Raw genomic sequence first — 24,244 nt, 5'->3', positions numbered from 1 at the left:
GCTCTGCGAAGCAGCGTTGCACGCTGCATCGCGTCCGGGACACGAGAGCGGAGTTACCGCGACCGCGTCCAGGTCTCGCCGCCGCAGAGCGCACCGACGCAGCCTTCGACCCGCAGCGAATCCGCGCCCGTCACGGAGATGCTGCTGGCATAGGTGCTGCCGTCGTCGGCATTGTAGATCTGGCCCGACCATTTGTTCGGACCGGAGGGCTGCATGCCGCTGAACAATGGCAGGCCGATCATCGGGCGCCTGGCGAGCGCGGGATTGGGATTCTTGCTGTCGCTGGCGGGCTGGCCGGTCGCGGTGTCGTAGGGCTCGCGCAGCCAGGCGACGACGCCGCAGATGCCGCCGCCGCACTTGCTGATCTTGACGCGCGCATCGCCCGCCTGTGTGAGCCATGTCCCGTCGGCGCTCTGCGCATGTGCGGCCGTCGCGCCGAGCAGCGCGGCGAGGAGGACGATGAGAGCGGCGAATCTGGACGTCATGGAGGGGGCCTCGAAAATGGAGCGCCTCCATAGCAGCCCGGCGGGATAGTGCAACGCCGGCTGGAATCACATTCCTGCGTTCATTTGCCGGTGTTCATTGACCTGCGATCATTTGTCCCAGCGCGCGAAGGCGACCGCGGCCGCGGTCGACAGGCCGAACACCGCCATGGCACCGCCGACCAGCGCGAACAAGGTCCAGGCCGGCGCCTGTGCCGTCATCAGGCCGACGCCGCCGATCGCGACGATCAGAAGCCGCGCGGTGGAGGCCAGCACCGGGCCGCCGACGCGCGCCGCGCCTTGCGAGGAGAAGTAGAGCGAGACGCCGATGCCGAAGAACACGAAGGTGGGACCGGCCCAGTGGAAATAGCTGTGCGCGGCGGCGGTGACGCCGGGATCCCGCGTGAAGAGCGCGACCCACAGCGATGGAGCGAGCGCGACAGCGAGCCCGATCAGGCCGACCGTCAATCCGGAAGCTGCAGCGGCGGTCCAGGCCACGCGCCGTGCGCGCTTCACCTGCCTGGCGCCCATCGCCATGCCGACCATCGGCACCGAGGCGATACCGAAGGCGAAGGTGATCGGGATTAGCAAGAATTCCAGCCGCGAGCCGATGCCGTAGCCGGCCAGCATCTCGGTCCCGAACGTGGCCAGGATCTTCGTGAAGATCAAGATGGTGAGCACGGTCTGGAGCGGCGACAGGCAAGCCACCGCACCAACCTTGAGGATGTCCAGGAACATCGCGCGCTCGAAATGAAACGCGCGAAGCTTCAGCGGCAGCCGGCTGCGGCCGGAGGCCAGATACCAGAGGAAGAAGATCGCGGCGCAGGTGAACGCGATCAACTGGCCGCTGGCGACGCCCGGCATGCCGAAGGGCTTCACGCCGAACAGGCCGAGCCCCAACGTGCCGCCGAGCGCGATCTGCAGCACGCTCGTCCCGATCAGAATCATCGAGGGCAGGCGCATGTCGCCGGTGCCGCGGATCACCGAGGCCAGCGTGTTGACGAGCCAGATCGCGATCGCGCCGGAGAACAGCACCTGCGAATAGCCGCTGGCCTCCTCGAGCACGCGATCGCGTCCGCCGAGCAGCGTGAAGAACGAGCGGCCGAAGACGAGCATCATCACCGTGAAGAACAGCCCGCCGCAGAGGCCGATGATGGCGGCATGCAGCGCCAGCGTCGCGGCGCGGTCACGATCCCCTGCGCCGAGCGCGCGGCTGATCGCGGAGGAAACGCCGCCGCCCATCGCGCCCGCGCTCATCATCTGCGTCAGCATCGCGAACGGAAACACCAGCGCGATCGCGGCGAGCGGAATGGTGCCGAGCCGGCCGATATAGGAGGTCTCGGCAATCGCAACCAAAGTGCTGCCGACCATTGCGATCATGTTGGGGATCGCAAGCCGCAGCAGCGTCGGCAGGATCGGGGCCGTCAGCAAGCTGGCGATGGGAGAGGCGACCGGCGCAAGCGGCGGGACGGCGTCTAAGGGGGCGTCGATCGTCATGTTCACCGGACGGAATTTTAGATGATGATCGACATATTATAGGATGGCCAAGCCCCTGCGGCAGCCCTCAGGCCACGCAGGGCTCACCAGGGCAGGCCGCATAGGTCGATGGTGCCCAAGGTCGGCGCGCGGACGATGTTGAAGACGTAGGGCGCCATGTCGGTGAAGCGGATCCGCCCCTCCGGCTGTTCGCAATAGACCTCGCCCTTGAAGGGCAGCCAGCTTCTGGTCTCGTAGAACGAAAAATTGTGTGGTTCGCAGAACAGCAGTGCGAACCGAGCGGCCTCGTTGGCGCGAATGGTGTGGATCGCCGCGTCGATCGCCACGGTCGCATAGCCGCGACCGCGCCGGTCCTCGCGGGTGCAGACCCCGCCGATGCCGCCGATATGAACCTTCTGCCCGTTCCAGGTGACGGTGCGGAAGTAGATGCCGACATGGCAGACGAGACCGTCCTCGGGCGTCTCGATCAGCACGCGCAGGTCCGCATTGGCCCATTTGACGTGAGCCCAGGGCTTGTCCGCGACCATGTGCGGTCCCCAGACCGCCTGATGCAGCGGCTCCGCGATCGGCCACGAGGCGTCGCCGTTCAAAATGTCGATCTCGATGCTCATGGCTTTGTCTCTCGCAACACGCTGCGCGGTTCCTTCGTTCTGTCATAACCGGTTCAAAGGCAATGATATTCTGCGGCGACCGACGGGCCGGGGTTGGACGCCCCTCGGTGCGGCGAAGTTGTGCAATCCGGCCAAGCCGTGGCCTCACGCCTTTTCGTAAATTGGCGGTATTTAACGGCGGTGGAACCTTCTATAAGAGTCCCCGTTAAGCCAGTTCCCCATCAGTCGCGGACAACATCCCATGACCTTTACGCTGCCCCCACTCCCTTACGCCTATGACGCCCTCGGCCAGTTCATGTCGAAGGAGACGCTGGAATTCCACCACGACAAGCATCATCAGGCCTACGTCACCAACGGCAACAACGCGCTCAAGGGGACCGAATGGGAAGGCAAGTCCCTTGAAGAGATCGTCAAGGGCTCGTTCGGCAAGAACCCCGCGGTGTTCAACAATGCCGGCCAGCACTACAACCACATCCACTTCTGGAGCTGGATGAAGCCCAATGGCGGTGGCACCAAGCTGCCGGGCAAGATCGAGAAGAAGATCAACGAGGACCTCGGCGGCTTCGAGAAGTTCAAGACCGACTTCCAGGCGGCCGGCGTCGGCCAGTTCGGCTCCGGCTGGTGCTGGCTCCAGGTCAAGAACGGCAAGCTCGAGATCTCCAAGACACCGAACGGCGAGAATCCGCTGGTGCATGGCGCCACTCCGATCCTCGGCTGCGACGTCTGGGAGCACTCCTACTACATCGACTACCGCAACCGTCGCCCTGATTATCTCAAGGCGTTCGTCGAGAACCTCGTGAACTGGGAATACGTCGAGTCCCTGTTCGAGAAGGCCTGAGTTTTACTCCGTCATCCCGGGGCGATGCGCAGCATCGAACCCGGGATCTCGAGATTCCGGGCTCGGCGCTACGCGCCGCCCCGGAATGACAGAAACAAAAGGCGGTCGCTCGCGCGGCCGCCTTTTTGCTGTGCGGAATTGCCCTGCGCGGTGCGCGCACGGGTCTGTCATCACACCGTTTGCATCGCTTCAGTGGCGCCCTTAATCAGGACGGGCATCACCCTCGAGCCGACCGAGCCGTTGTCAGAACCTTCCCCGAAGAACCCGGCGCCTGCCGAGGACGCGGAGTCCGAACCGCGGCCGGGGCGCGTGCGCAAGCCGATCGGCTGGTCGACCATCATCATCGCGGCGCTGGTGGCGGTCAGCGCGGGCCTGGTCTGGCGGCGTGATGGCACAGACGGTGTCCTGGAGATTCTTACCCACGACCTCTCGCTGTTCTCAGGCATCCTGCCGCGCGTGCTCGCCGGCTGCCTGCTCGGGGCCTTCATCTCGGAGATCCTGCCGCACGAAAAGGTCTCGCGCTCGCTCGGGCCGAAATCCGGCCTGACCGGCCTTCTGATCGGCACCGCCTTCGGCGCGATCCTGCCCGGCGGTCCGTTCACCGCCTATCCCGTGGCGAGTGCGCTGCTCGCGGTCGGTGCCGATTTCGGCGCCACCATCGCCATGGTCGTGAGCTGGACGCTGATCGGCTACGGCCGGGCGGTCGCCTGGGAAATCCCGATCATGGGCACCGACTTCACGCTGTGGCGGATTCTGATCTCGCTGCCGCTGCCGGTGCTCGCAGGGGCCCTCGGCCGCTTCGTCTATGTCCGGCTCTATCCGAAGCGCGAAAGCGACGAGGACGCGGCATGAGCGCCGCGCTCCTGATCGACATCCTGCTGTGGGGCTCGGTGCTCGGCGTCGGCCTGATCGCCTTCCGCCGCGGCGCTCCGGTGTTCAGGGCGTCGCTGCGCGAAGGCTCGATGGACTTCATCAACATCGTGCCGCGCATCGCGCTCGGGGTGATCGGCTCCGGCTACATCGCCGCCATCATCCCGCAGGAGGTGATCACCGGCTGGCTCGGCCCGGATAGCGGCTGGCTCGGGGTTGCGAGCGCCGTGGTCGCCGGCGCGGCCACGCCCGGCGGCCCCGTGATCGGCTTCTCCATCGGCACGGTGGCGCTGAAGTCCGGCGGCGGCGTGCCGCAGGTGGTCGCCTATGTCGTCGCCTGGGCCCTGTTTGCCTTCCAGCGGGTGATTTTGTGGGAAATCCCGTTCATGCCGGCCCGTTTCGTCTGGTTCCGCTGCGCGGTGTCAGTGCCGTTTCCGTTCGTGGCGGCGGCCATCGCGATGGTAATAGGCAAGCCTTGAGCCCGGCGTGGACAGGGGTAATGTTATAATATAACGTCCCGAAATGGTTCCCGCCGCGTCCCACGCCCATCATCACGACCATTCCCATGACCATCCACATGGCCACGCGCATTCGCATGGGCACGACCACAGCCATGCTCATGTCCATGATGCCGCCTCGCCGCATCCGGCCCAGGCGGCGCCCTGGTCGATCCTGCGCATGACCATGGCCGCGCGCCTTCTGGCCGCGCTCGCGGTCTGTGCCGTGCTCTGGGGCGTGGTCTTCCTGGCGATGAGGTGACGATGGCGGCGCTGCACTTTCACAACGTGACGCTGGGCTATGACCGGCATCCGGCCGTGCACCATCTCAACGGCGAGGTCGCGCGGGGCGCGCTGGTCGCCGTGATCGGCCCGAATGGTGCGGGCAAGTCGACCCTGCTGCGCGGCATCGTCGGCATCCTCCGGCCGCTCGATGGCAGCATCCATCTCGGCGGGCTCGACTCGCGCGATATCGCCTATCTGCCGCAGAGCGCGGAGATCGACCGCAGCTTCCCGATCTCGGTGTTCGATTTCGTCGGCACCGGACTGTGGCGCGACGCCGGCCTGTTCGGCGGCATCGGCAAGGCCGCGCGCCGGAAGATCTTGCGCGCGATCGCCTCCGTCGGCCTCAACGGTTTCGAGAACCGCCCGATCGGCACGCTCTCGGGCGGGCAGATGCAGCGCGTGCTGTTCGCGCGCGTGCTGCTGCAGGATGCGCGTCTGATCGTGCTGGACGAGCCCTTCAATGCCATCGACAGCAAGACCACGGCCGACTTGCTCGCGCTGGTGAAGCACTGGCACGGCGAGGGCCGCACCGTGCTCGCCGCGCTGCACGACATGGAGATGGTGCGCAACCATTTCAGCGAGACGCTGGTGCTGGCGCGCGGCCCCGTGGCGTGGGGACCGACGGCGGAGGTGCTGACGCCGGAAAATCTGCTGGTGGCGATGCGGATGTGCGAGGCCTTCGACGATAGCGCCGCAGCCTGCGCCGCCGACGATGCCCGCTCGCAGGCAGCGTGATCGCAGATGCTCTATGACGCGCTGATCGGTCCGTTCACCGAATTCGAGTTCATGCGGCGGGCGCTTGCCGCCGTGATCGCGCTGTCGCTGGCCGGCGCGCCGATCGGCGTGTTCCTGATGCTGCGGCGGATGAGCCTCGTCGGCGATGCCATGGCGCATGCGATCCTGCCCGGCGCGGCGGTCGGCTTCCTGCTCTCCGGGCTCAATCTGTTCGCGATGACGGCCGGCGGCCTGATCGCCGGCTTTGCGGTGGCGATCCTCGCCGGCGTGGTGGCGCGCTCGACCGGCCTGAAGGAGGATGCTTCGCTTGCGACCTTCTATCTGGCCTCGCTGGCGCTCGGCGTCACCATCGTCTCGATCAAGGGCACCAATATCGACCTGCTCCATGTCTTATTCGGCAACATCCTCGCGATGGACGACCAGACCCTGCTGGTGGTCGCCTTCAACGCCACGGTGACGCTGCTCGTGCTCGCGGTGATCTACCGGCCGCTGGTGATCGAGAGCGTCGATCCCTTGTTCTTGCGGACAGTCAGTCGCGCCGGCGGCCCAGCGCATCTCGCCTTCCTTGCGCTGGTCGTGATCAACCTCGTCAACGGCTTTCAGGCGCTCGGCACGTTGCTGGCGGTCGGCCTGATGATCCTGCCGGCGGGTATCGCGCGGTTCTGGTCACGCGATCTCACCGTCATGATCTGCATCGCCGTGATCGCCGCCGCGGCTTCCGGCTATGCCGGCCTCGTGCTGTCGTTCCAGACCCGCGTGCCGTCGGGCCCTGCGGTCATTCTGGTGGCGACGGTGCTCTACATCGTCTCCGTGCTGTTCGGCCGCGTCGGCGGCATCGTCCGGCAGCTGTTTCCCGGCCGGCATCTGGAAGCGTGACGATGCGCTTCCTTCTGCTCCTTGCCTTGCTGCTGATCGCCTCGCCGCTGCATGCGGCGGACCGGCTCAACGTCGTCGCCAGCTTCTCGATCCTCGGGGATTTCGTCCGCACCATCGGCGGTGACCGGGTCAACGTGACGACGCTGGTCGGGGCCGACAGCGACGTCCACGTCTATACGCCGGCCCCAAGCGATGCGAAGCGGGTCGCGGAGGCAAGGCTTGTCATCGTCAATGGGCTCGGCCTCGAGGGCTGGCTGCCGCGCCTCGTGCAGTCTTCCGGCAGCAAGGCGCAGGTCGTCACCGCGAGCGCCGGCATCACGCCGCTGAAGCTCGGCTCGGCCGCCGATCCCCACGCCTGGCAATCCGTGCCGAATGCCAAGGTCTATGTGACCGACATCGCCAATGCGCTGGCCGCAGCCGATCCTGACGACGCGGATTTCTTCCGCGCCCAGGCAAAAGCCTATCTGGAAAAGCTCGAAACGCTCGACCGCGAGGTCCGCGGGGCCGTGGCGAAAATCCCGCCGGAGCGGCGCAAGGTGATCTCCACCCATGACGCCTTCGGCTATTTTTCCGCCGAATACGGTATCCAGTTCATCGCGCCCCTGGGGGTCTCCACCGAAACCGAGCCGAGCGCCCGGGACATCGCGGCCATCATCGGCCAGATCAAGGCCCAAAAAATACCGGCCGTGTTCCTGGAAAATATCAGCGATGACCGGTTGATCCGGCGGATCGCGGCGGAGACCGGCTCAAAAGTCGGCGGGACCCTGATTTCGGACGGTTTGACCGGCGAAAAGGGGGCTGCACCCACTTACATTGATATGGTCAGGCACAATATAAAGGCCCTGACCAGTGCGCTTGACCACTAGGGCAGGGGCCACCCCGCCTCGCGTCGCGCGAAAAAGCCCTATGCCCGGAGTTGTTATGTCTGAAGCGACCTCCCAGAAAATCCCCGTGACCGTCCTGACCGGCTATCTCGGTGCCGGCAAGACCACGCTCTTGAACCGCATCCTGTCCGAGAACCACGGCAAGAAATACGCCGTCATCGTCAACGAATTCGGCGAGATCGGCATCGACAACGACCTCATCATCGGCGCCGATGAGGAAGTGTTCGAGATGAACAATGGCTGCATCTGCTGCACCGTGCGCGGCGACCTCGTGCGCATCATGGACGGCCTGATGAAGCGCAAGGGCAAGTTCGACGCCATCATCGTCGAGACCACCGGCCTTGCCGATCCGGCGCCGGTCGCCCAGACCTTCTTCGTCGACGAGGACGTGCAGAAGAACGCCCGCCTCGATGCGGTTGTCACGGTCGCCGACGCCAAATGGCTGTCCGACCGGCTCAAGGACGCGCCCGAGGCCAAGAACCAGATCGCCTTTGCCGATGTCATCGTGCTGAACAAGACCGATCTCGTCAGCAAGGGCGAGCTTGCCGAGGTCGAGGCCCGCATCCGCGGCATCAATCCCTATGCGAAGCTTCACCGCACCGAGCGCTGCTCGGTGGCCCTGGCCGACGTGCTCGACCGCGGCGCCTTCGACCTCGACCGCATCCTCGAGATCGAGCCGGATTTCCTGGAGGCCGACGACCATGATCATGATCACCACCATCACGGCCACGATCATCACCACCATGATCACGGCCACGGCCTGAAGCACTATCACGACGAGGACATGCAGTCGCTGTCGCTCAAGACCGACAAGCCGCTCGATCCGAACGTGTTCATGCCCTGGCTCCAGAATTTGGTGCAGGTCGAGGGCGGCAAGATCCTGCGCTCCAAGGGCATCCTCGCCTTCCACGACGACGACGACCGCTACGTCTTCCAGGGCGTCCACATGATGCTGGAGGGCGACCACCAGCGGAAGTGGAAGGAGGGCGAGAAGCGCGAGAGCCGCCTCGTCTTCATCGGCCGCGAATTGCCGGAAGAGGCGATCCGCAAGGGTTTTGAGAGCTGCATCGTCTCGTGATGAAAGAGTTTTCGCCGGCCCCCGATTCCGCCTCGATCGTCTCCGTCACCGATCGCGTCAAGCCTGTCACGCTCGGCATGGGCGTGACCTCGGTGTATTTCCTTGGCCCCCGCGCCGCCTTCGTCGGCGGCGAAGAGAACGTCGCGTTCGTGGACGCCCAAGGCGAAATCACGACGGTCGCCGTGCATAGCGGCGGCATTCTCTCGACGGCCTCCGACGGCAAGCGCCTTGTCATGGGCGGCGACGACGGCAAGGTCGTCTCGCTCGACGCCAAGGGCGAGGTGACGCTGCTCGCCACCGATCCCAAGCGACGCTGGATCGATGCGGTGGCGCTGCATGCGGACGGCTCCTACGCCTGGTCGGCCGGCAAGACGGCGTTCGTCAAGAGCGGCAAGCTTGATGAGAAGTCGCTCGAGGTGCCCTCGACCGTCGGCGGGCTTGCGTTCGCGCCGAAGGGCCTGCGGCTCGCGATTGCCCATTACAACGGCGCGACGCTGTGGTTTCCGAACATGGCGGGATCAGCCGAATTCCTGCCCTGGGCCGGCTCGCATCTCGGCGTCACCTTCAGCCCGGACAACAAATTCCTGGTCACCACGATGCACGAGGCGGCGCTGCATGGCTGGCGGCTTGCGGACAACAGGCATATGCGCATGACCGGCTATCCCGGCCGCGTCCGCTCGATGTCCTGGAGCGCGGGCGGCAAGGCGCTGGCGACTTCGGGCGCCGACACCATCATCCTGTGGCCGTTCGCCAGCAAGGACGGCCCGATGGGCAAGGAGCCCGCAATGCTCGCGCCGCTGCAGGCGCGGGTGTCGGTGGTCGCCTGCCATCCGAAGAACGATATCCTCGCCGCCGGCTACAGCGACGGCACCGTGCTGATGGTGCGGCTGGAGGATGGCGCGGAGATCCTGGTCCGCCGCAACGGCACCCCGCCCGTGGCCGCGATCGCCTGGAACGCCAAGGGCACGCTGCTCGCCTTCGCCGATGAAAATGGGGACGGCGGAATGCTGGAGCTTTAATCTGTCATGGTTCCGGCCGTATAGGGGACCATGCGATTTCTGACGACCTTCCAGATTGCTGATTTTGCCGACACGCTGATCAGCCTGTTCACGGCCTTCGTGCTGGGCACGCTGATCGGCGCCGAGCGGCAATATCGCCAGCGCACCGCGGGCCTGCGCACCAACGTGCTGGTCGCGGTCGGCGCCGCCGCGTTCGTCGATCTCGCCATGCATCTGACCGGCGCCGACGGCGCGGTGCGCGTGATCTCCTACGTCGTCTCCGGCATCGGCTTCTTGGGCGCCGGCGTCATCATGAAGCAGGGCATGGACGTCCGCGGGCTGAATACCGCGGCGACGCTGTGGGCCTCGGCCGCGGTCGGCTCCTGCGCCGGCGCCGACATGATCGCGCAGGCGGCCGCGCTGACTGTGTTCGTCATCGCCGGCAACACCATGCTGCGCCCGCTGGTCAATGCCATCAACCGCATCCCGCTGAACGAGAAGGCCTCCGAGGCGACCTACTATTTCAAGCTCGCGGTTGCGGCCGACGCCCTGCCCGAGATGCGCGACCGGCTCGTCGACAAGCTCGAAGCCGCGAAATATCCGGTTGCGGGTATCGAGGTCGTCGAGATCGGCGAGGACATGCTGGAGATTGTGGCGAAGCTGGTCGCGAGCGCGGTCGACCCGAACGAGTTGAACACCGTTGCGACCGATCTCCAGCACCTGCCGGGCGTGCGCCACGCGACCTGGGAAGTCAGCACGACGGAGTGAGCGCGGCGTTTTTGGCGCGCAGGCGTGCAGTTCCGCCTTGCCGGGAGGGGAACCCTGGTCGGGCAATTTCGTTGATTCCGCGGACAAAGGCGGTGATCGACATGACAGTCAATGACAAGCGCAGACTGAAACTCGACCTGGTGATCGCCTGTTCGCTGTTCGCAGCAGGCGTCGTGATATCAGGCATATCGATCGCGCAGATCCGCGCCGAGAGCCGGATGCAGCTGGCGCAGGCGACACCGCCGCTTCAGGGCACCCCGTCTGACGATCAGGGCAAGACGCCGGCGGAATCCAAGCCGGGCGGCGACCGGCCGACCACGCCGGCCCCCGAGCCCGCACGCCCCGAGCCGCAGACGCAAGGCGCGGCGACCAAGCCGGCCCTGCCGCCGGCACCGGCCGAGAAGATCGCGCCGCCGATGGAGAAGAAGTAGGTCTCTTCGTCATTCCGGGGCGCGCATAGCGCGAACCCGGAATCCATTGATCCGCATGTACTGCCGCCCGATGGATTCCGGGCTCGACGCTACGCGCCGCCCCGGAATGACGGGCGGAGAGAGGCGCCGTTTCACCGCACCAGAATATTCCGGAACTGCCAGGGATCGCTGGTGTCGATGTCTTCCGGAAACAGTCCCGGGCGATCCGTCAGCGGCGTCCAGTCGGTGTAGAAACCCTTGACCGGGCCGAGATAGGGCAGCTGGATTTCCAGCAGGCGATCGAAATCCAACTCGTCGGCTTCGACGATGCCTTCGTTCGGGTTTTCCAGCGCCCACACCATGCCGCCGAGAACGGCGGAGGTCACCTGCAGGCCGGTCGCGTTCTGGTAGGGCGCGAGCTTGCGGGTCTCCTCGATCGAGAGCTGCGAGCCGTACCAATAGGCATTGTTGTCGTGGCCGAACAGCAGCACGCCGAGCTCGTCGATGCCGTCCACGATCTCGTTCTCGTCGAGGATGTGGTGCTTCTCCTGCATCTTCGCGGCGCGGCCGAACATTTCATGCAGCGACAGCACGGCATCGTCGGCCGGGTGATAGGCATAGTGGCAGGTCGGCCGGTAGACCGCCGTGCCCGATGCGTCGCGCACCGTGAAGTAATCGGCGATCGAGATCGACTCGTTGTGGGTGACGAGGAAGCCATATTGCGCGCCGCGGGTCGGGCACCAAGTGCGAACGCGCGTGTTGGCGCCGGGCTGCATCAGATAGATCGCTGCGCCGCAGCCGGCTTCGTGGGTCCGCGCGTTCTCGGGCATCCATTTTTCATGGGTGCCCCAGCCGAGCTCGGAGGGCTGCACGCCTTCCGACAGAAAACCTTCCACCGACCAGGTGTTGACGAAGACGTCGGGCTCTTTCGGCTTCTTCGCGCGCTGGGTATCGCGCTCGGCGATGTGGATGCCCTTGATGCCGGCCTGCCGCATCAAATCCGCCCATTCGGCCTTGGTCTTCGGTTTGGGCGCGTTGAGCTTCAGATCGGCGGCGACATTGAGCAGCGCCTGCTTGACGAAGAAGGAGACCATGCCGGGATTGGCGCCGCAGCAGGAGACCGCCGTCGTCGAGCCCGCGGGACGCGCGCGCTTGGCGGCCAGCGTCGCTTCGCGCAGGGCGTAGTTGGAGCGCGCTTCCGGTCCCTTGGAGGAATCGAAATAGAAGCCGAGCCAGGGCTCGTTGACGGTGTCGATGTAGAGAGCGCCGAGCTCGTTGCAGAGCTCCATGATGTCGGTGGAGCCGGTATCGACCGAGAGATTGACGCAAAAGCCCTGGCCGCCGCCTTCTGTCAGCAGCGGGGTCAGCAACTCGCGATAATTGTCCTTGGTCACGGCCTTCTGGATGAAGCGCACATTCTGCTTCTCGCAATGTGCCTTGCGGCCCTCGTCCTTGGGATCGATCACGGTGACGCGCGACTTGTCGTAGTCGAGATGCCGCTCGATCAGGGGCAACGTGCCTTTGCCGATGGAGCCGAAGCCGACCATGACGATGGGGCCGGTAATCTTGGCGTAGATCTGCGAGGCGGGGCTCATCAAGTATCTCCAGGAGAGCGTCTAAGTAAACGGTCTAGGTTGGGTGTGAGTGGATCAGGCGCTGCGGCGCTTGTCAGACGCTGCGGCGCTTGGCGGTGACTTCGATCTCGACCTTCATCTCGGGCTTGGCGAGGGCGCTGACGACCAGCAACGTCGCCGCCGGCCTGATGTCACCGAGAACCTCGCCGCAGACGGCGAAGTGGGCATCGATGGTGCTGGTGTCGGTGACGTAATAGGTCGCACGGACGATATCGGCCATCTCGAATCCGCCCTCCTTCAGGGCGGCTTCGATGGTCTTGAAGCAGTTGCGTGACTGGCTCGTGACGTCGGCCGGCATCGTCATCGTGGTGTAGTCATAGCCGGTGGTTCCCGCGACGAAGGCGAAATCGCCGTCGATCACGGCGCGGCTGTAGCCGACGGACTTTTCGAGGGGAGAGCCCGTGGAGATCAGGCGACGGGACATGTTTTGGACCTCGTCTGAAAGGGGTGTTTCGCGGGGTTAAAGGGCGTTTCTGGCGCCTGCGCAACCCCGAAAGAACCGGCGTCAGGATGGGCGCAGCCGGGCGTTGCCGCTTTACGCGGCTTGGGTCGTCGCCATCATGGCAATCCCTCAGGCCGCGTGCGCATGGAGGGCGCGAACTACCCTCCGTTTGGACAGGGGCGCGCCGGTCGGGACGATCATCCCTTCGGCGCCATCGAGCGCACCCGCCTGGAATTCGATCGCGAGCAGGCGGTCGCGTTCGAACGGGCCGGGCAGCGCCAGCGCGCCGGTCTTCTCGCCCGAGAAGCCGAAGCGGGCGTAATAGGGGGCGTCGCCGAGCAGGATGACGGCTTCATGCCCGCGCGCCCGGGCGGCGGCCAGCGCTTGATGCATCAGCGCGGCGCCGATCCCGAGCTCGCGGCAGGCAGGGTCCACCGCCAGCGGTCCGAGGACCAAAGCGGGCCTGCCTCCGGCGCTGACGTGCCACAGCCGCACGGTTCCCACGAGCTGTCCCTCGCGCATCGCCGACAGGGCGAGCCCTGCGGCAGGCGCGCGTCCATCGCGCAGGCGCTGGCAGGTGCGGCCGTGGCGGGTCTCGCCAAAGCAGGCATCGAGCAGCGCTTCACGCACGGCGACGTCGGCAGCACGCTCGCTGCGGATCGCAAACGGAGCGGCTTTCGAGGTGAGGGCGATCTGTGGCTTCCGAGGAGCAGTCATGGCGCGTCAGTCCCCGCTTGAATCCGTGCGCCAACGGCACGCGGGCTCAAGCGTCGTCAGAATGGCAATGTCAGGGGAGGAGCCGGCGAGCCGGCTCCCGGGTTCGTCAGGCCTCAGAGAAAGAGGCGGATCAGATGTGGTACGTCCTCAGCGGCGGGATGCCGTTGAACGCCACCGACGAGTAGGTCGACGTATAGGCCCCGGTGCCTTCGATCAGCACCTTGTCGCCGATCTCGAGCGTGACGGGAAGCGGATACGGGTTCTTCTCGTACAGCACGTCGGCGCTGTCGCAGGTGGGACCCGCGAGCACGCACGGCGTCATGTCCGCGCCGTCATGGGCGGTGCGGATGGCGTACCGGATCGACTCGTCCATCGTCTCGGCGAGACCGCCGAACTTGCCGATGTCCAGGTACACCCAGCGCACCTCGTCCTCGTCGCTCTTCTTCGAGATGAGCACGACCTCGGATTCGATGACGCCGGCGTTGCCCACCATGCCGCGGCCCGGCTCGATGATGGTCTCCGGGATCTGGTTGCCGAAGTGCTTGCGCAGCGCGCGGAAGATCGAGCGGCCGTAGGTCACGACCGGCGGCACGTCCTTCAGGTATTTGGTCGGAAAGCCGCCGCCCATGTTGACCATGGTCAGGTTGATGCCGCGCTCGGCGCAGTCGCGGAACACCTGCGAGGCCATCGCCAGCGCACGGTCCCACGCCTTCACCTTGCGCTGCTGCGAGCCGACATGGAACGAGATGCCGCACGGCTCCAGGCCCAGGCGCTTGGCAACGTCGAGCACCTCGACGGCCATTTCCGGGTCGCAGCCGAACTTGCGCGACAGCGGCCACTCGGCGCCGGCGCAATCATAGAGGATGCGGCAGAACACCTTCGCGCCGGGCGCGGCACGGGCGACCTTCTCGACCTCGGCGGCGCAGTCCACGGCGAACAGCCGGATGCCGAGCGCGAAGGCGCGCGCGATGTCGCGCTCCTTCTTGATCGTGTTGCCGAAGGAGATGCGGTCCGGGGTTGCACCCGCGGCCAACGCCATCTCGATCTCGGCGACCGTGGCGGTGTCGAAGCAGGAGCCCATGGATGCCAGCAGCGCGAGCACTTCCGGCGCCGGGTTCGCCTTGACGGCGTAGAACACGCGGCTGTCGGGCAGCGCCTTGGCAAACGTCTGGTAATTGTCGCGCACGACCTCGAGGTCGACGACGAGGCACGGCTCGATGTCGAGGCCATCCTTGCGGCGGTTGCGCAGGAATTCCTGAATACGTTCGGTCATAGCACTCTCCCAAACGGCCCAGCGACGGGGATCCGTTCAAAAAATGTCGTCGGATAAGCGCCCCGGCCAGATCACGCGATGGAGGCGTGACGAGCCAAAGACTCAAATCAGACTGTGCTGCCGTGGATTGGTTGGGAATTTCCCGCCCGCACACCTGGCAATGAAGGACAAGCCTTTTCAGTAGCCCGCGCCGGCGTTGGACTGCCGGTAGAGACCAAAAAAGCCCGATCCGTCGTTGCTTTAAGTCGCGTCCCCCGTTGAGAGCGGGGTGCGCCGGTTCGCCTCCGGCTGCCAGTCACGGTTGCAAAAAGTGAAGTCACCTTCGACAAGGCATCTCTTTGAGAGAGATGCTGGACGCTCCGGGTTTGCTTCCTCGTCCGACCTTTCGGTCTTCCGACTTCCGCACTTCCGAAGAGCCCCTCGGCTTCTTCACCCCTTGGCGGCTGTCCGGCCTCTTGTCCGGATACCTACCGACTGACACACGACCACAGGCACGTGCGAAATTGGGCAAGAGCGCACATAAGCGTTTTGACTCTGCTTCGCAAGAATTTTTTTAGGCTGAGAACAGAATTGCCTAACATCTGCTTGCGCAGTGTTGCGCGAGCGACGCGGAAGATGAACGGGCGTTAAGTTTTGGAGCCTCGTGCGCGCGTCACTCGCGCGCGAGCAGCGTCAGCCGCGCTTCGTGAAGGGCTCGACGCGCTGGGCTGCGCGGATGAAGGCGGTCATCACGAGCACGCCGAGCGCGAACAACACGGCCTGCAGGATGTGCGTGCCCTGATCGCCGAGCCCGAACAGGATCGCCAGCGCCCAGCCGCCCGCGAAGGCCGCGCCGAACACCTCGGCGCCGATGAGAATGGCGGCGCTGATGACGGTGATGACGCTGGGCCAGACGATCCGGCGGGAGGACGAGGAAGGCGCGTTCATGGGGCTCAAGGGTCCTGACTTCGAGGGCCGCAATCTCTCCGAAAAGGCGGGCGGGAGCAAGGCCAAATGGCCCAAAAAAGCCCCATCGCGTGCTATAGCTGGCCGCAACAATTGAGCCACGAAATCGGGACTTGTGATGTCAGAACCCCGCCAAATTACGGACTCCGAGACCAACCCGCTGCTGAAGGCCTGGGTCACGCCGTTTGCGACCCCGCCCTTCGACGAGATCAAGCCGGAGCACTTCCTGCCGGCCTTCGAGCAGGCCTTTGCCGACCACTCCGCCGAGATCGCGGCGATCACCAACGATCCGGCCGCGCCCGACTTCGCCAACACCATCACGGCGCTGGAGCGCTCGGGCAAGCTGCTGAGCAAGGTGGCGGCCGTGTTCTACGACCTGGTCTCGGCGCATTCCAACCCGGCCATCCTGGAGATCGACAAGGAGGTCTCTCTGCGGATGGCCCGGCACTGGAATCCGATCATGATGAACGCTGTGCTGTTCGGCCGCATCGCCCAGCTGCACGAGAACCGCGCCAATCTGGATCTGGCTCCGGAGCAGCTTCGCCTGCTTGAGCGCACCTATACCCGCTTCCACCGCGCCGGCGCCGGCCTCTCCGAGGAGGCCAAGACGCGGATGGCCGAGATCAACGAGCGGCTCGCCCAACTCGGCACCAGCTTCAGCCATCATCTGCTCGGCGACGAGCAGGACTGGGTCATGGAGCTCGGGGAGGCCGACCGCCAGGGCCTGCCGGAGAGCTTCGTCGCCAGCGCCAAGGCTGCGGCAGAAGAGCGCGGCATGGAAGGCAAGGCCATCGTCACGCTGTCGCGCTCCTCGGTCGAACAGTTCCTGAAGAGCTCAGCCCGGCGCGACCTGCGCGAGAAGGTCTACAAGGCTTTCACCGCGCGGGGCGACAACGGCAATGCCAACGACAACAATGGAACCATCGTCGAGGTCCTCAAGCTGCGCGAAGAGAGCGCCAAGCTGCTGGGCTACCCGACCTTCGCCGCTTACCGGCTGGAGGACTCCATGGCCAAGACGCCGGATGCGGTGCGGAGCCTCTTGGAGCGGGTCTGGAAGCCGGCGCGGGCGCGGGCGCTTGCCGACCGCGACGACATGCAGGCGCTGATCACGGAAGAGGGCGGCAATTTCAAGCTCGCCCCCTGGGACTGGCGCTTCTACGCCGAGAAGCTGCGCCTTCAGCGCGCCAATTTCGACGACGCCGCGATCAAGCCGTATCTTTCGCTCGACCACATGATCGCCGCCGCCTTCGACTGCGCCACGCGCCTGTTCGGCATCACCTTCGAGGAGCGCAAGGACGTTCCGGTCTGGCACCCCGACGTCCGGGTCTGGGAGGTCAGGGGCACCGACGGCAAGCACAAGGCGCTGTTCTATGGCGACTACTTCGCCCGGCCGTCGAAGCGCTCCGGCGCCTGGATGACCTCGCTGCGCGACCAGCAGAAGCTCGACGGCGACGTTGCCCCGCTGGTTCTCAATATCTGCAATTTTGCCAAGGGCGCCGGCGGCGAGCCCGCGCTGCTGTCGCCCGACGACGCCCGCACCCTGTTCCACGAGTTCGGCCATGGCCTGCACGGCATGCTCTCCAACGTGACCTATCCGTCGCTGTCGGGCACCTCCGTGTTCACCGATTTCGTCGAGCTGCCGTCGCAGCTCTACGAGCACTGGCAGGAGCGGCCCGAGGTGCTGCAGAAGTTCGCCCGTCACTACCAGACCGGCGAGCCGCTGCCCGACGAGCTGTTGCAACGGTTCCTTGCCGCGCGAAAATTCAACCAGGGCTTTGCCACGGTCGAGTTCGTCTCCTCGGCCCTGGTCGATCTCGAATTCCATACCCAGCCTGCCGCCGCAGCCAGCGACGTGCGCGCCTTCGAGAGACGCGAGCTGGAGAAGATCGGCATGCCCGAAGAGATCGCGCTGCGTCACCGGCCCACGCAGTTCGGTCACATCTTCACCGGCGACCATTATGCCGCCGGTTATTACAGCTACATGTGGTCCGAGGTGATGGACGCCGACGCGTTCGGCGCGTTCGAGGAGGCCGGCGATATCTTCGATCCCGCCGTCGCCAAGCGCCTGCATGATGATATCTACGCCTCGGGTGGATCGGTCGATCCGGAAGCCGCCTATGAAGCCTTCCGCGGCCGTCCTCCGGAGCCCGACGCGCTTCTCCGCCGCCGCGGGCTGCTCGACGACGCGAAGGCCGCCTGATGGGCATGCGCGCCCTGTTCGGATTGCTGCTCGCCGCCGGCCTGTCACTCGCGGCGGGCGCGGCGCGTGCGCATCCGCATGTCTGGATCACCGCGACCAGCGAATTGCTCTACGCCGAGGACGGCTCGATCACCGGCGTCCGCCACAGCTGGACGTTTGATGACATGTTCTCGACCTATGCGGTGCAGGGGCTCGAGAGCAAGACCAAGGGCGCCTATACGCGCGAGGAGCTCGGGCCGCTGGCGCAGACCAACGTGGAGTCGCTCAAGGAATACGCTTACTTCACCTTTGCGCGAGCCGACGGCAAGAAGGAGCGATTCCAGGAACCGGTCGACTATTTCCTCGACTACAAGGATACGGTCCTGACCCTGCACTTCACGCTGCCGCTGAAGAACCCGGTCAAGCCGAAGCAACTGGTGCTCGAAGTGTTCGACCGCTCCTTCTTCATCGACTTCCAGATGGCCAAGGAGAGCCCGGTGAAACTGGTGGGCGCGCCCGCCGGCTGCCAGATGAAGCTGGAGCGCCCGAGCGACGGCACCGCGAGCGCGCAGAAGCTGAACGAGCAGACCTTCATGAACGGCGAGAACTCCAATTTCGGCATGATGTTCGCCAACAAGATCACGGTGGATTGCCCTTGATCGGTCGTCTTCAGTCTCCGATTGCCCGCGGGCTTCTTGTCTGCGCCGCCGTTGTCCTCGTCGTGGGCGTGGCTGATGCCGCGGTTCACGATGTCTTCGCGCAAAACCCCTTTGGCGCGCCGCGCCCGGCGCAGGCGGCCCAGCCCGAGGCCAGCGGCCTCATCGGCTGGCTGTTGGCCAAACAGTCGGAATTCTATCGGCAGATGTCGGCGACCATCCGCGCCGCCAAGTCCGACGGCTCCGCGGTGTGGACGCTGCTGTTCATCTCGTTTGCCTACGGCATCTTCCACGCCGCCGGCCCCGGCCATGGCAAGGCAGTGATCGCCTCCTATCTCGTCGCCAACCGCGAGACCGCGCGGCGCGGCATCGCACTGTCGTTCGCCTCGGCGCTGATGCAGTCGCTGGTGGCGATCCTCATCGTCGGCATTTCGGCCTGGGTGCTGAATGCGACGGCCAAGACCATGTGCAAGGCGGAAGGGGCGATCGAGATCGCGAGTTACGCCCTGATCGCGCTGTTCGGGCTGCGCCTCGTCTGGGTCAAGGGCAGCACGTTCATCCGGGCGCTGCAGGCGGCCCAGCCGGTGCCGGCGATCGCCGGCGTGCCGCACGATCATGATCACGGCCATCACCATCATCACGATGCCCACGATCATCACGATCACGGTCATGATCATCATCACCACGATCATGGTCATACGCACGCCCATGCCCACCACGGGCATGACCACGTCCATGACGAACATTGCGGCCATTCCCATGGCCCGACGCCGAGCGAGCTCGCCGGCCCCGGCGGCTGGCGGCGCGGGTTTGCCGCGATCCTCACTGTCGGGATCCGCCCCTGCTCGGGCGCGATCCTGGTGCTGGTGTTCGCGCTGGCCCAGGGCCTGTTCTGGGCCGGCATCGCCGCCACCTTCCTGATGGGATTGGGCACCGCGATCACGGTTGCGGCCATCGCAGTCGTCGCCGTCTCCGCCAAGGACATCGCCGCCCGCCTCAGCGCCGGGCGTGATGGCGGCGGTGCGCTGTTCATGCGCGGCATCGAATTCGCGGCCGCCGGCGTCGTGCTGCTGTTTGGCGCGGGCCTGTTGTTCGGCTACATCGCGGCCGAACGGACGACGTGTTTCTAGGCACACTCGTGTCCCGGACGCAGCGCAACGTCCCTTCGACGGTGCGCTGCAGAGCCGGGGCCCATCTCTCCGCACGGTCGCGTGTGGCCTTCTGGGTCCCGGCTCTGCGGGGCAGCGGCATAAGCGCGTTTACGCGCGTCTTCGACGCGCTATGGCGCTGCACCGCGTCCGGGGCATCACAGAGTGAACTTCACACCGGCAAAAACCGCTTCAGCGCCGGCATGAAGAAGATCCCGAGATTGATCGCAAAGCCGATGCTCCAGAGGATCGAGCGCAGCGTCGGGCGATTGCCGAGATAGGTCAGCACATAGGCGATCCGCACGATCAGGAACAGGGCCGCGAGTTCGTCGATCAGCCGCTGCGGCGAGTCCCGGTATTCGGCGAGCAGCACCGCGAAGGCGAAAAACGGGAAGGTCTCGATGCCGTTCTGGTGCGCGCCGAGCGCGCGATGCGAGAGCGGGTCCTCGTAGAAGGCGGGGTCGCGTGGCCGGGAATTGTCGAAGCGGCGAAACCTGATCCATTTGATCGAGGCGATCGTCGACAGATAGAGCAGGAGCGCTCCAAAGACGCACCATTCCGCGAGTGTCATCTTTGCCTCCCCCGCCTGGGTGCGACCCTAGCGAAACCGGCCTCATCTTGACAAGTTCGGACCAACGCGCGACCCACAGAGCCATGACCAGTGTCGTCCCCATCGAGGCCGCGAGACCGGCCGCCCAATCCGCCCTGCCGCGCGCTGGCGTGCTCCTGATCAATCTCGGAACGCCCGACACGGCCGATGCGCCCGGCGTGCGGGTCTATCTCAAGGAGTTCCTCTCGGACGCCCGCGTCATCGAGGATCAGGGCCTGGTCTGGAAGTTCGTGCTGAACGGCATCATCCTGCGCAGCCGTCCCCGCACCAAGGCGCTCGACTACCAGAAGATCTGGAACACCGAGCAGAACGAGTCGCCGCTGAAGACCATCACGCGGTCGCAGAGCGACAAGCTGGCCGCCGCCCTGTCGGACCGCGCCAACGTCGTGGTCGATTGGGCGATGCGCTACGGCAATCCCTCGATCAAGTCGGGCATCGACGCATTGATCGCGAAGGGCTGCGAGCGCATCCTGGCGGTCCCGCTTTATCCGCAATATTCCGCCTCGACGTCTGCGACGGTCTGCGACGAAGTGTTCCGCGTGCTCGCCCGTTTGCGTAACCAGCCGACGCTGCGGGTGACGCCGCCTTATTACGAGGACGCGGCCTATATCGAGGCGCTTGCCGTCTCGATCGAGACGCATCTGGCAACCCTGTCCTTCAGGCCGGAGCTGATCGTGGCGTCGTTCCACGGCATGCCGAAATCCTATGTCGACAATGGCGATCCCTATCAGCAGCACTGCATCGCCACCACCGAGGCGCTGCGCCGCCGGCTCGGCATGGACGAGACGAAGCTGCTGCTGACCTTCCAGTCGCGCTTCGGCAATGCCGAGTGGCTCCAGCCCTACACGGACAAGACCATGGAGCGGCTCGCGAAGGAAGGCGTGCGTAGGATCGCGGTGGTGACGCCAGGGTTTTCCGCGGACTGCCTGGAGACGCTGGAGGAGATCGCGCAGGAGAATGCCGAGATCTTCAAGCACAATGGCGGCGAGCAGTTTTCCGCGATCCCCTGCCTCAACGACAGTGAGCCGGGCATGGACGTGATCCGCACCCTGGTGCTGCGCGAGCTTCAGGGCTGGATCTGATGGGCGTCCCATGAACCGCCGTGAGTGTCTGGCGCTTCTTGGGATGCTCACGGCAATGCCGTCATCAGTGCTGGCGCAGCAGCCCGCGCGCCGGCTCGGCGTGCTCTCGGTCACGGCCGCCGACGATGTGATCGGGCAGACGCGTAGCGCGATCCTGGTCGAAGCGCTCGGCCGCCACGGCTGGAAGGAGCACGACAATCTCAGGATCGACTGGCGCAGCGGCGCCGGCGACCGTACGCGGATCGCTAGCCTCGCCGATGAGCTGATCGCGCTCAAGCCCGACATCCTGCTCGCGGTCGGCACGCCCTCGGTGGAGGAGCTGCGCCGGCGCACCACGACGATCCCGATCGTGTTCGCCGTGGTCACCGATCCCGTCAGCCAGGGCTTTGTCGAGAACCTTGCGCATCCCGGCGGCAACATTACCGGCTTCACCGATTACGACGGCCCGCTGGCCGGCAAATGGCTGGAGATGCTGACGCAGGTCACGCCGAAAGTGTCCCGCGTTGTCGTCGTCTACAATCCCGCCACCGCGCCGTTCGCGCCCCTGATGCTGCGCACGATCGAAGACGCGGCACGGACCCTCCATGTGACGGTCGAGCCCGCGCCGGTGAATGACGCCGCCTCCATCGCGGCGCTGGCTTCGCGGAGGGTTGGCGGCTTTCTGATCCTGCCGGACTTCTTCACCATGGCCAACCGCGGCCAGCTTCTGGCGGCAATCGCGCAGGCGCGCGTGCCCGCGGTGTTCTGGAGCCGCACCTTCGTCGGTGAGGGCGGGCTGATGTCCTACAGCATCGACAGCGCCGAGCAGCTCCGCCGCGCCGCGGACTATATCGATCGCATCCTGAAGGGCGCGCGGCCAGCCGACCTGCCGGTGCAGAACCCCACCAAGTTCGAGCTCGCGGTCAACCTCAAGACGGCCAGGGAGTTCGGCGTCACACTTCCCCCGGGCCTCATCGCACTCGCGAATGACGTGATCGAATGAAGTCGTCCAACGTGCGCCTTCGGATTCGTCAATTTTCGCCGCTAGGTTTGCGCCTGCACGCTTTCAAGGACCCGCCGCAAATACATATCGTGATCCTTGCCCGCCTCCACGGCTTGTGCAGAATTAGCCCGATACCGACGTGAATTGCGACCGCTGAACCGGTAGGGTTGCGCTCCCGACCAATGACAGCGCGGGAAAGGGCTTTTCCCTGCCTTGGAGGAAATATGAGCGGTTTCGACATTTTCGCGATTGTTCTGGTTTTGCTCGTCATCGTCACGCTGGTCGCCGGCGTGAAGACGGTGCCGCAGGGCTATGACTGGACCATCGAGCGGTTCGGCAAATACACCCAGACGCTGAGCCCCGGGCTCAATCTGATCGTGCCCTATTTCGATCGCGTCGGGCGCAAGATCAACATGATGGAGCAGGTGATCGACATTCCCGAGCAGGAGGTCATCACCAAGGACAACGCCACCGTGACGGTGGACGGCGTTGCCTTCTACCAGGTGTTCGACGCCGCCAAGGCGAGCTACGAGGTCTCTAACCTGACCCAGGCGATCACGGTCCTGACCATGACCAACATCCGCTCGGTGATGGGTGCGATGGATCTCGACCAGGTGCTGTCGCATCGCGACGAGATCAACGAGCGCCTGCTCCGCGTCGTCGATGCCGCGGTCTCGCCGTGGGGCCTGAAGGTCAACCGCATCGAGATCAAGGACATCGTGCCGCCCGCCGACCTGGTCGAGGCCATGGGCCGGCAGATGAAGGCCGAGCGCGTCAAGCGCGCCGACATTCTCGCCGCCGAAGGCCAGCGCCAGTCGGAAATCCTGCGCGCCGAAGGCGCCAAGCAGGGGCAGATCCTCCAGGCCGAAGGCCGCAAGGAAGCTGCGTTCCGCGACGCCGAAGCGCGCGAGCGGTCCGCCGAGGCCGAGGCCAAGGCGACGCAGATGGTCAGCGATGCGATTTCCAAGGGGGACGTCGCCGCGTTGAACTACTTCATCGCCGACAAATATATCAAGGCGTTCGGCCAGTTCGCGGACGCGCCGAACCAGAAGATTATCATGTTGCCGATAGAAGCCACCAGCATGCTGGGCTCGCTCGCCGGCATCGGCGAGATCGCGAAAGCAACGTTCGGCGAAAGCGCGGCGTCCGCCGCTGCCGCCGCCCGCCGTGGTGGCTCGGTGCCGACGACCGGCAGCACGCCGCCGGCGGTGCCGCCGCGGCAGGGATAGTCCCCGGCGCATGTCCCTTCAGGCAGGGGCATGCACCATGATAGAGGTCGTGTCATGACCGACATGTTCGTATCGCTCGGCACCTGGAACTGGCTGATCTTCGGCTTCATCCTGATGGCGCTGGAGGTGCTGGCGCCGGGCATATTCCTGTTCTGGCTCGGGCTCGCCGCGCTGCTCGTCGGCCTGATCTCGTTCACCGTCGTCCTATCGTGGCAGATCCAGCTCGTGATGTTCGCGGTGTTCGCCGCCGCCGCCGTGCCGATATGGCGCCGGCTTGCGCGGCCGAAGCCGGATGCAAGCGCCAGCCCGTTCCTCAACAAGCGCACCGAGGCACTGCTCGGCCGCGAGTTCACGCTGGAGAAGCCGATCGTCGATGGCAACGGTACCGTGCGCATCGGCGACACGGTGTGGCGCGTCGCAGGTCCGGATACGCCGGCGGGGACGCGGGTGAAGGTGGTGCAGGTGGACGGTGCGAATCTGACCGTGGCGGCGGCGTGAGGATTCTTCGCCTCTCCCCG

At 65.5% G+C, this 24,244-nt stretch carries 27 protein-coding genes; 18 read left to right on the top strand and 9 right to left on the bottom strand.

Going from position 1 to position 24,244, the window contains the following annotated elements:
- Positions 1-53: 53 nt before the first annotated feature.
- The 3 genes from AABA84_RS03350 to AABA84_RS03340 form a co-directional block, all read right to left on the bottom strand.
- Positions 54-485, bottom strand: a complete 432-nt coding sequence (locus AABA84_RS03350; protein WP_338308828.1) for a DUF2147 domain-containing protein — start codon at positions 483-485, stop codon at positions 54-56.
- A gap of 108 nt (positions 486-593) precedes the next feature.
- Positions 594-1,979 (bottom strand): MATE family efflux transporter, encoded by a 1,386-nt coding sequence (locus AABA84_RS03345; protein WP_338311352.1) that lies wholly within the window; start codon positions 1,977-1,979, stop codon positions 594-596.
- Between the two features lie 83 nt (positions 1,980-2,062).
- On the bottom strand, positions 2,063-2,590 hold the full coding sequence (locus AABA84_RS03340; protein WP_212252660.1) for a GNAT family N-acetyltransferase: 528 nt from the start codon (positions 2,588-2,590) through the stop codon (positions 2,063-2,065).
- Positions 2,591-2,831: 241 nt separating this feature from the next.
- Here AABA84_RS03340 and AABA84_RS03335 point away from each other — a divergent pair, with 241 nt between their 5' ends.
- From AABA84_RS03335 to AABA84_RS03285, 11 genes are all read left to right on the top strand, one after another.
- The gene (locus AABA84_RS03335) at positions 2,832-3,428 is read left to right on the top strand and encodes a superoxide dismutase (RefSeq protein WP_028139981.1); all 597 of its coding nucleotides are present in this window, start codon (positions 2,832-2,834) and stop codon (positions 3,426-3,428) included.
- A gap of 240 nt (positions 3,429-3,668) precedes the next feature.
- Entirely contained in the window at positions 3,669-4,280 is a 612-nt protein-coding gene (locus tag AABA84_RS03330) for a permease (RefSeq protein ID WP_212252662.1), read from the top strand.
- Entirely contained in the window at positions 4,277-4,777 is a 501-nt protein-coding gene (locus tag AABA84_RS03325; protein ID WP_212252664.1) for a hypothetical protein, read from the top strand. Before AABA84_RS03330 ends, AABA84_RS03325 begins: the two co-directional genes overlap by 4 nt.
- 43 nt (positions 4,778-4,820) lie before the next feature.
- Complete coding sequence (locus AABA84_RS03320) at positions 4,821-5,057, top strand: hypothetical protein (RefSeq protein WP_212252666.1); 237 nt, start codon at positions 4,821-4,823, stop codon at positions 5,055-5,057.
- Positions 5,058-5,059: 2 nt separating this feature from the next.
- Positions 5,060-5,815 (top strand): metal ABC transporter ATP-binding protein, encoded by a 756-nt coding sequence (locus tag AABA84_RS03315; RefSeq protein ID WP_212252668.1) that lies wholly within the window; start codon positions 5,060-5,062, stop codon positions 5,813-5,815.
- A 6-nt stretch (positions 5,816-5,821) separates the two neighbouring features.
- Entirely contained in the window at positions 5,822-6,691 is an 870-nt protein-coding gene (locus AABA84_RS03310; RefSeq protein ID WP_038950611.1) for a metal ABC transporter permease, read from the top strand.
- Positions 6,692-6,693: 2 nt separating this feature from the next.
- A complete protein-coding gene (locus AABA84_RS03305; protein WP_338311350.1) occupies positions 6,694-7,557 on the top strand; it encodes a metal ABC transporter solute-binding protein, Zn/Mn family in 864 nt (287 codons plus the stop codon).
- 55 nt (positions 7,558-7,612) lie between these two features.
- On the top strand, positions 7,613-8,653 hold the full coding sequence (locus AABA84_RS03300) for a CobW family GTP-binding protein (protein WP_212252672.1): 1,041 nt from the start codon (positions 7,613-7,615) through the stop codon (positions 8,651-8,653).
- Positions 8,653-9,672 carry a WD40 repeat domain-containing protein gene (locus tag AABA84_RS03295; RefSeq protein ID WP_338308823.1) on the top strand — a complete coding sequence of 340 codons (1,020 nt, stop codon included), beginning with the start codon at positions 8,653-8,655 and terminating at the stop codon, positions 9,670-9,672. Before AABA84_RS03300 ends, AABA84_RS03295 begins: the two co-directional genes overlap by 1 nt.
- A 30-nt stretch (positions 9,673-9,702) precedes the next feature.
- Positions 9,703-10,419: an MgtC/SapB family protein gene (locus tag AABA84_RS03290; protein WP_338311349.1), complete on the top strand. Its 717-nt coding sequence runs from the start codon at positions 9,703-9,705 to the stop codon at positions 10,417-10,419.
- A gap of 101 nt (positions 10,420-10,520) precedes the next feature.
- Positions 10,521-10,850 (top strand): hypothetical protein, encoded by a 330-nt coding sequence (locus tag AABA84_RS03285; protein ID WP_338311348.1) that lies wholly within the window; start codon positions 10,521-10,523, stop codon positions 10,848-10,850.
- A 131-nt stretch (positions 10,851-10,981) separates the two neighbouring features.
- On the opposite strand, the gene AABA84_RS03280 is transcribed toward AABA84_RS03285, so the two are convergent.
- The 5 genes from AABA84_RS03280 to AABA84_RS03260 form a co-directional block, all read right to left on the bottom strand.
- Positions 10,982-12,424, bottom strand: coding sequence for a homospermidine synthase (locus AABA84_RS03280; RefSeq protein ID WP_338311347.1), 1,443 nt, complete (start codon positions 12,422-12,424; stop codon positions 10,982-10,984).
- Between the two features lie 73 nt (positions 12,425-12,497).
- Positions 12,498-12,887 (bottom strand): RidA family protein, encoded by a 390-nt coding sequence (locus AABA84_RS03275; RefSeq protein WP_338308819.1) that lies wholly within the window; start codon positions 12,885-12,887, stop codon positions 12,498-12,500.
- Positions 12,888-13,034: 147 nt separating this feature from the next.
- Positions 13,035-13,622 (bottom strand): GNAT family N-acetyltransferase, encoded by a 588-nt coding sequence (locus tag AABA84_RS03270; protein WP_338311345.1) that lies wholly within the window; start codon positions 13,620-13,622, stop codon positions 13,035-13,037.
- 130 nt (positions 13,623-13,752) lie between these two features.
- Positions 13,753-14,895: a type III PLP-dependent enzyme gene (locus AABA84_RS03265; protein WP_212252684.1), complete on the bottom strand. Its 1,143-nt coding sequence runs from the start codon at positions 14,893-14,895 to the stop codon at positions 13,753-13,755.
- A 672-nt stretch (positions 14,896-15,567) separates the two neighbouring features.
- The gene (locus AABA84_RS03260; protein ID WP_212252686.1) at positions 15,568-15,822 is read right to left on the bottom strand and encodes a hypothetical protein; all 255 of its coding nucleotides are present in this window, start codon (positions 15,820-15,822) and stop codon (positions 15,568-15,570) included.
- Positions 15,823-15,958: 136 nt separating this feature from the next.
- Here AABA84_RS03260 and AABA84_RS03255 point away from each other — a divergent pair, with 136 nt between their 5' ends.
- From AABA84_RS03255 to AABA84_RS03245, 3 genes are read left to right on the top strand one after another with little or no spacing between them, the layout of a single operon-like run.
- Positions 15,959-18,040 (top strand): M3 family metallopeptidase, encoded by a 2,082-nt coding sequence (locus AABA84_RS03255; protein ID WP_338311343.1) that lies wholly within the window; start codon positions 15,959-15,961, stop codon positions 18,038-18,040.
- Positions 18,040-18,678 (top strand): DUF1007 family protein, encoded by a 639-nt coding sequence (locus tag AABA84_RS03250; protein ID WP_338308817.1) that lies wholly within the window; start codon positions 18,040-18,042, stop codon positions 18,676-18,678. Before AABA84_RS03255 ends, AABA84_RS03250 begins: the two co-directional genes overlap by 1 nt.
- Entirely contained in the window at positions 18,669-19,805 is a 1,137-nt protein-coding gene (locus AABA84_RS03245; RefSeq protein WP_338311341.1) for a nickel/cobalt transporter, read from the top strand. Before AABA84_RS03250 ends, AABA84_RS03245 begins: the two co-directional genes overlap by 10 nt.
- Positions 19,806-19,995: 190 nt before the next feature.
- Here the strand turns inward: AABA84_RS03245 and AABA84_RS03240 are convergent, their stop codons facing one another.
- Positions 19,996-20,394, bottom strand: a complete 399-nt coding sequence (locus tag AABA84_RS03240) for an MAPEG family protein (RefSeq protein ID WP_212252694.1) — start codon at positions 20,392-20,394, stop codon at positions 19,996-19,998.
- A gap of 83 nt (positions 20,395-20,477) precedes the next feature.
- On the opposite strand from AABA84_RS03240, the gene hemH reads away from it, so the two are divergent.
- From hemH to AABA84_RS03220, 4 genes are all read left to right on the top strand, one after another.
- Positions 20,478-21,515 (top strand): ferrochelatase, encoded by a 1,038-nt coding sequence (gene hemH / locus AABA84_RS03235; RefSeq protein WP_212252696.1) that lies wholly within the window; start codon positions 20,478-20,480, stop codon positions 21,513-21,515.
- A 10-nt stretch (positions 21,516-21,525) separates the two neighbouring features.
- Complete coding sequence (locus AABA84_RS03230) at positions 21,526-22,497, top strand: ABC transporter substrate-binding protein (protein WP_338311339.1); 972 nt, start codon at positions 21,526-21,528, stop codon at positions 22,495-22,497.
- Positions 22,498-22,721: 224 nt separating this feature from the next.
- Entirely contained in the window at positions 22,722-23,726 is a 1,005-nt protein-coding gene (locus AABA84_RS03225) for an SPFH domain-containing protein (RefSeq protein WP_212252700.1), read from the top strand.
- Positions 23,727-23,780: 54 nt separating this feature from the next.
- Positions 23,781-24,224 (top strand): NfeD family protein, encoded by a 444-nt coding sequence (locus tag AABA84_RS03220; protein WP_038973463.1) that lies wholly within the window; start codon positions 23,781-23,783, stop codon positions 24,222-24,224.
- Positions 24,225-24,244 lie beyond the last annotated feature (20 nt).

Source organism: Bradyrhizobium sp. TM239 (genome assembly GCF_036247985.1).
Taxonomy (GTDB): Bacteria; Pseudomonadota; Alphaproteobacteria; order Rhizobiales; family Xanthobacteraceae; genus Bradyrhizobium; species Bradyrhizobium ottawaense.
Note: the sequence above shows the minus strand (reverse complement) of the source record. Positions and strands in the feature narration are given on the sequence as shown.

Coding starts and splice junctions, on each gene's coding strand:
- AABA84_RS03350 (WP_338308828.1), bottom strand. CDS start 485: ATGACGTCCAGATTCGCCGCTCTCATCGTCCTCCTCGCCGCGCTGCTC.
- AABA84_RS03345 (WP_338311352.1), bottom strand. CDS start 1,979: ATGACGATCGACGCCCCCTTAGACGCCGTCCCGCCGCTTGCGCCGGTC.
- AABA84_RS03340 (WP_212252660.1), bottom strand. CDS start 2,590: ATGAGCATCGAGATCGACATTTTGAACGGCGACGCCTCGTGGCCGATC.
- AABA84_RS03335 (WP_028139981.1), top strand. CDS start 2,832: ATGACCTTTACGCTGCCCCCACTCCCTTACGCCTATGACGCCCTCGGC.
- AABA84_RS03325 (WP_212252664.1), top strand. CDS start 4,277: ATGAGCGCCGCGCTCCTGATCGACATCCTGCTGTGGGGCTCGGTGCTC.
- AABA84_RS03320 (WP_212252666.1), top strand. CDS start 4,821: ATGGTTCCCGCCGCGTCCCACGCCCATCATCACGACCATTCCCATGAC.
- AABA84_RS03315 (WP_212252668.1), top strand. CDS start 5,060: ATGGCGGCGCTGCACTTTCACAACGTGACGCTGGGCTATGACCGGCAT.
- AABA84_RS03310 (WP_038950611.1), top strand. CDS start 5,822: ATGCTCTATGACGCGCTGATCGGTCCGTTCACCGAATTCGAGTTCATG.
- AABA84_RS03305 (WP_338311350.1), top strand. CDS start 6,694: ATGCGCTTCCTTCTGCTCCTTGCCTTGCTGCTGATCGCCTCGCCGCTG.
- AABA84_RS03300 (WP_212252672.1), top strand. CDS start 7,613: ATGTCTGAAGCGACCTCCCAGAAAATCCCCGTGACCGTCCTGACCGGC.
- AABA84_RS03295 (WP_338308823.1), top strand. CDS start 8,653: ATGAAAGAGTTTTCGCCGGCCCCCGATTCCGCCTCGATCGTCTCCGTC.
- AABA84_RS03290 (WP_338311349.1), top strand. CDS start 9,703: ATGCGATTTCTGACGACCTTCCAGATTGCTGATTTTGCCGACACGCTG.
- AABA84_RS03285 (WP_338311348.1), top strand. CDS start 10,521: ATGACAGTCAATGACAAGCGCAGACTGAAACTCGACCTGGTGATCGCC.
- AABA84_RS03280 (WP_338311347.1), bottom strand. CDS start 12,424: ATGAGCCCCGCCTCGCAGATCTACGCCAAGATTACCGGCCCCATCGTC.
- AABA84_RS03275 (WP_338308819.1), bottom strand. CDS start 12,887: ATGTCCCGTCGCCTGATCTCCACGGGCTCTCCCCTCGAAAAGTCCGTC.
- AABA84_RS03270 (WP_338311345.1), bottom strand. CDS start 13,622: ATGACTGCTCCTCGGAAGCCACAGATCGCCCTCACCTCGAAAGCCGCT.
- AABA84_RS03265 (WP_212252684.1), bottom strand. CDS start 14,895: ATGACCGAACGTATTCAGGAATTCCTGCGCAACCGCCGCAAGGATGGC.
- AABA84_RS03260 (WP_212252686.1), bottom strand. CDS start 15,822: ATGAACGCGCCTTCCTCGTCCTCCCGCCGGATCGTCTGGCCCAGCGTC.
- AABA84_RS03255 (WP_338311343.1), top strand. CDS start 15,959: ATGTCAGAACCCCGCCAAATTACGGACTCCGAGACCAACCCGCTGCTG.
- AABA84_RS03250 (WP_338308817.1), top strand. CDS start 18,040: ATGGGCATGCGCGCCCTGTTCGGATTGCTGCTCGCCGCCGGCCTGTCA.
- AABA84_RS03240 (WP_212252694.1), bottom strand. CDS start 20,394: ATGACACTCGCGGAATGGTGCGTCTTTGGAGCGCTCCTGCTCTATCTG.
- hemH (WP_212252696.1), top strand. CDS start 20,478: ATGACCAGTGTCGTCCCCATCGAGGCCGCGAGACCGGCCGCCCAATCC.
- AABA84_RS03230 (WP_338311339.1), top strand. CDS start 21,526: ATGAACCGCCGTGAGTGTCTGGCGCTTCTTGGGATGCTCACGGCAATG.
- AABA84_RS03225 (WP_212252700.1), top strand. CDS start 22,722: ATGAGCGGTTTCGACATTTTCGCGATTGTTCTGGTTTTGCTCGTCATC.
- AABA84_RS03220 (WP_038973463.1), top strand. CDS start 23,781: ATGACCGACATGTTCGTATCGCTCGGCACCTGGAACTGGCTGATCTTC.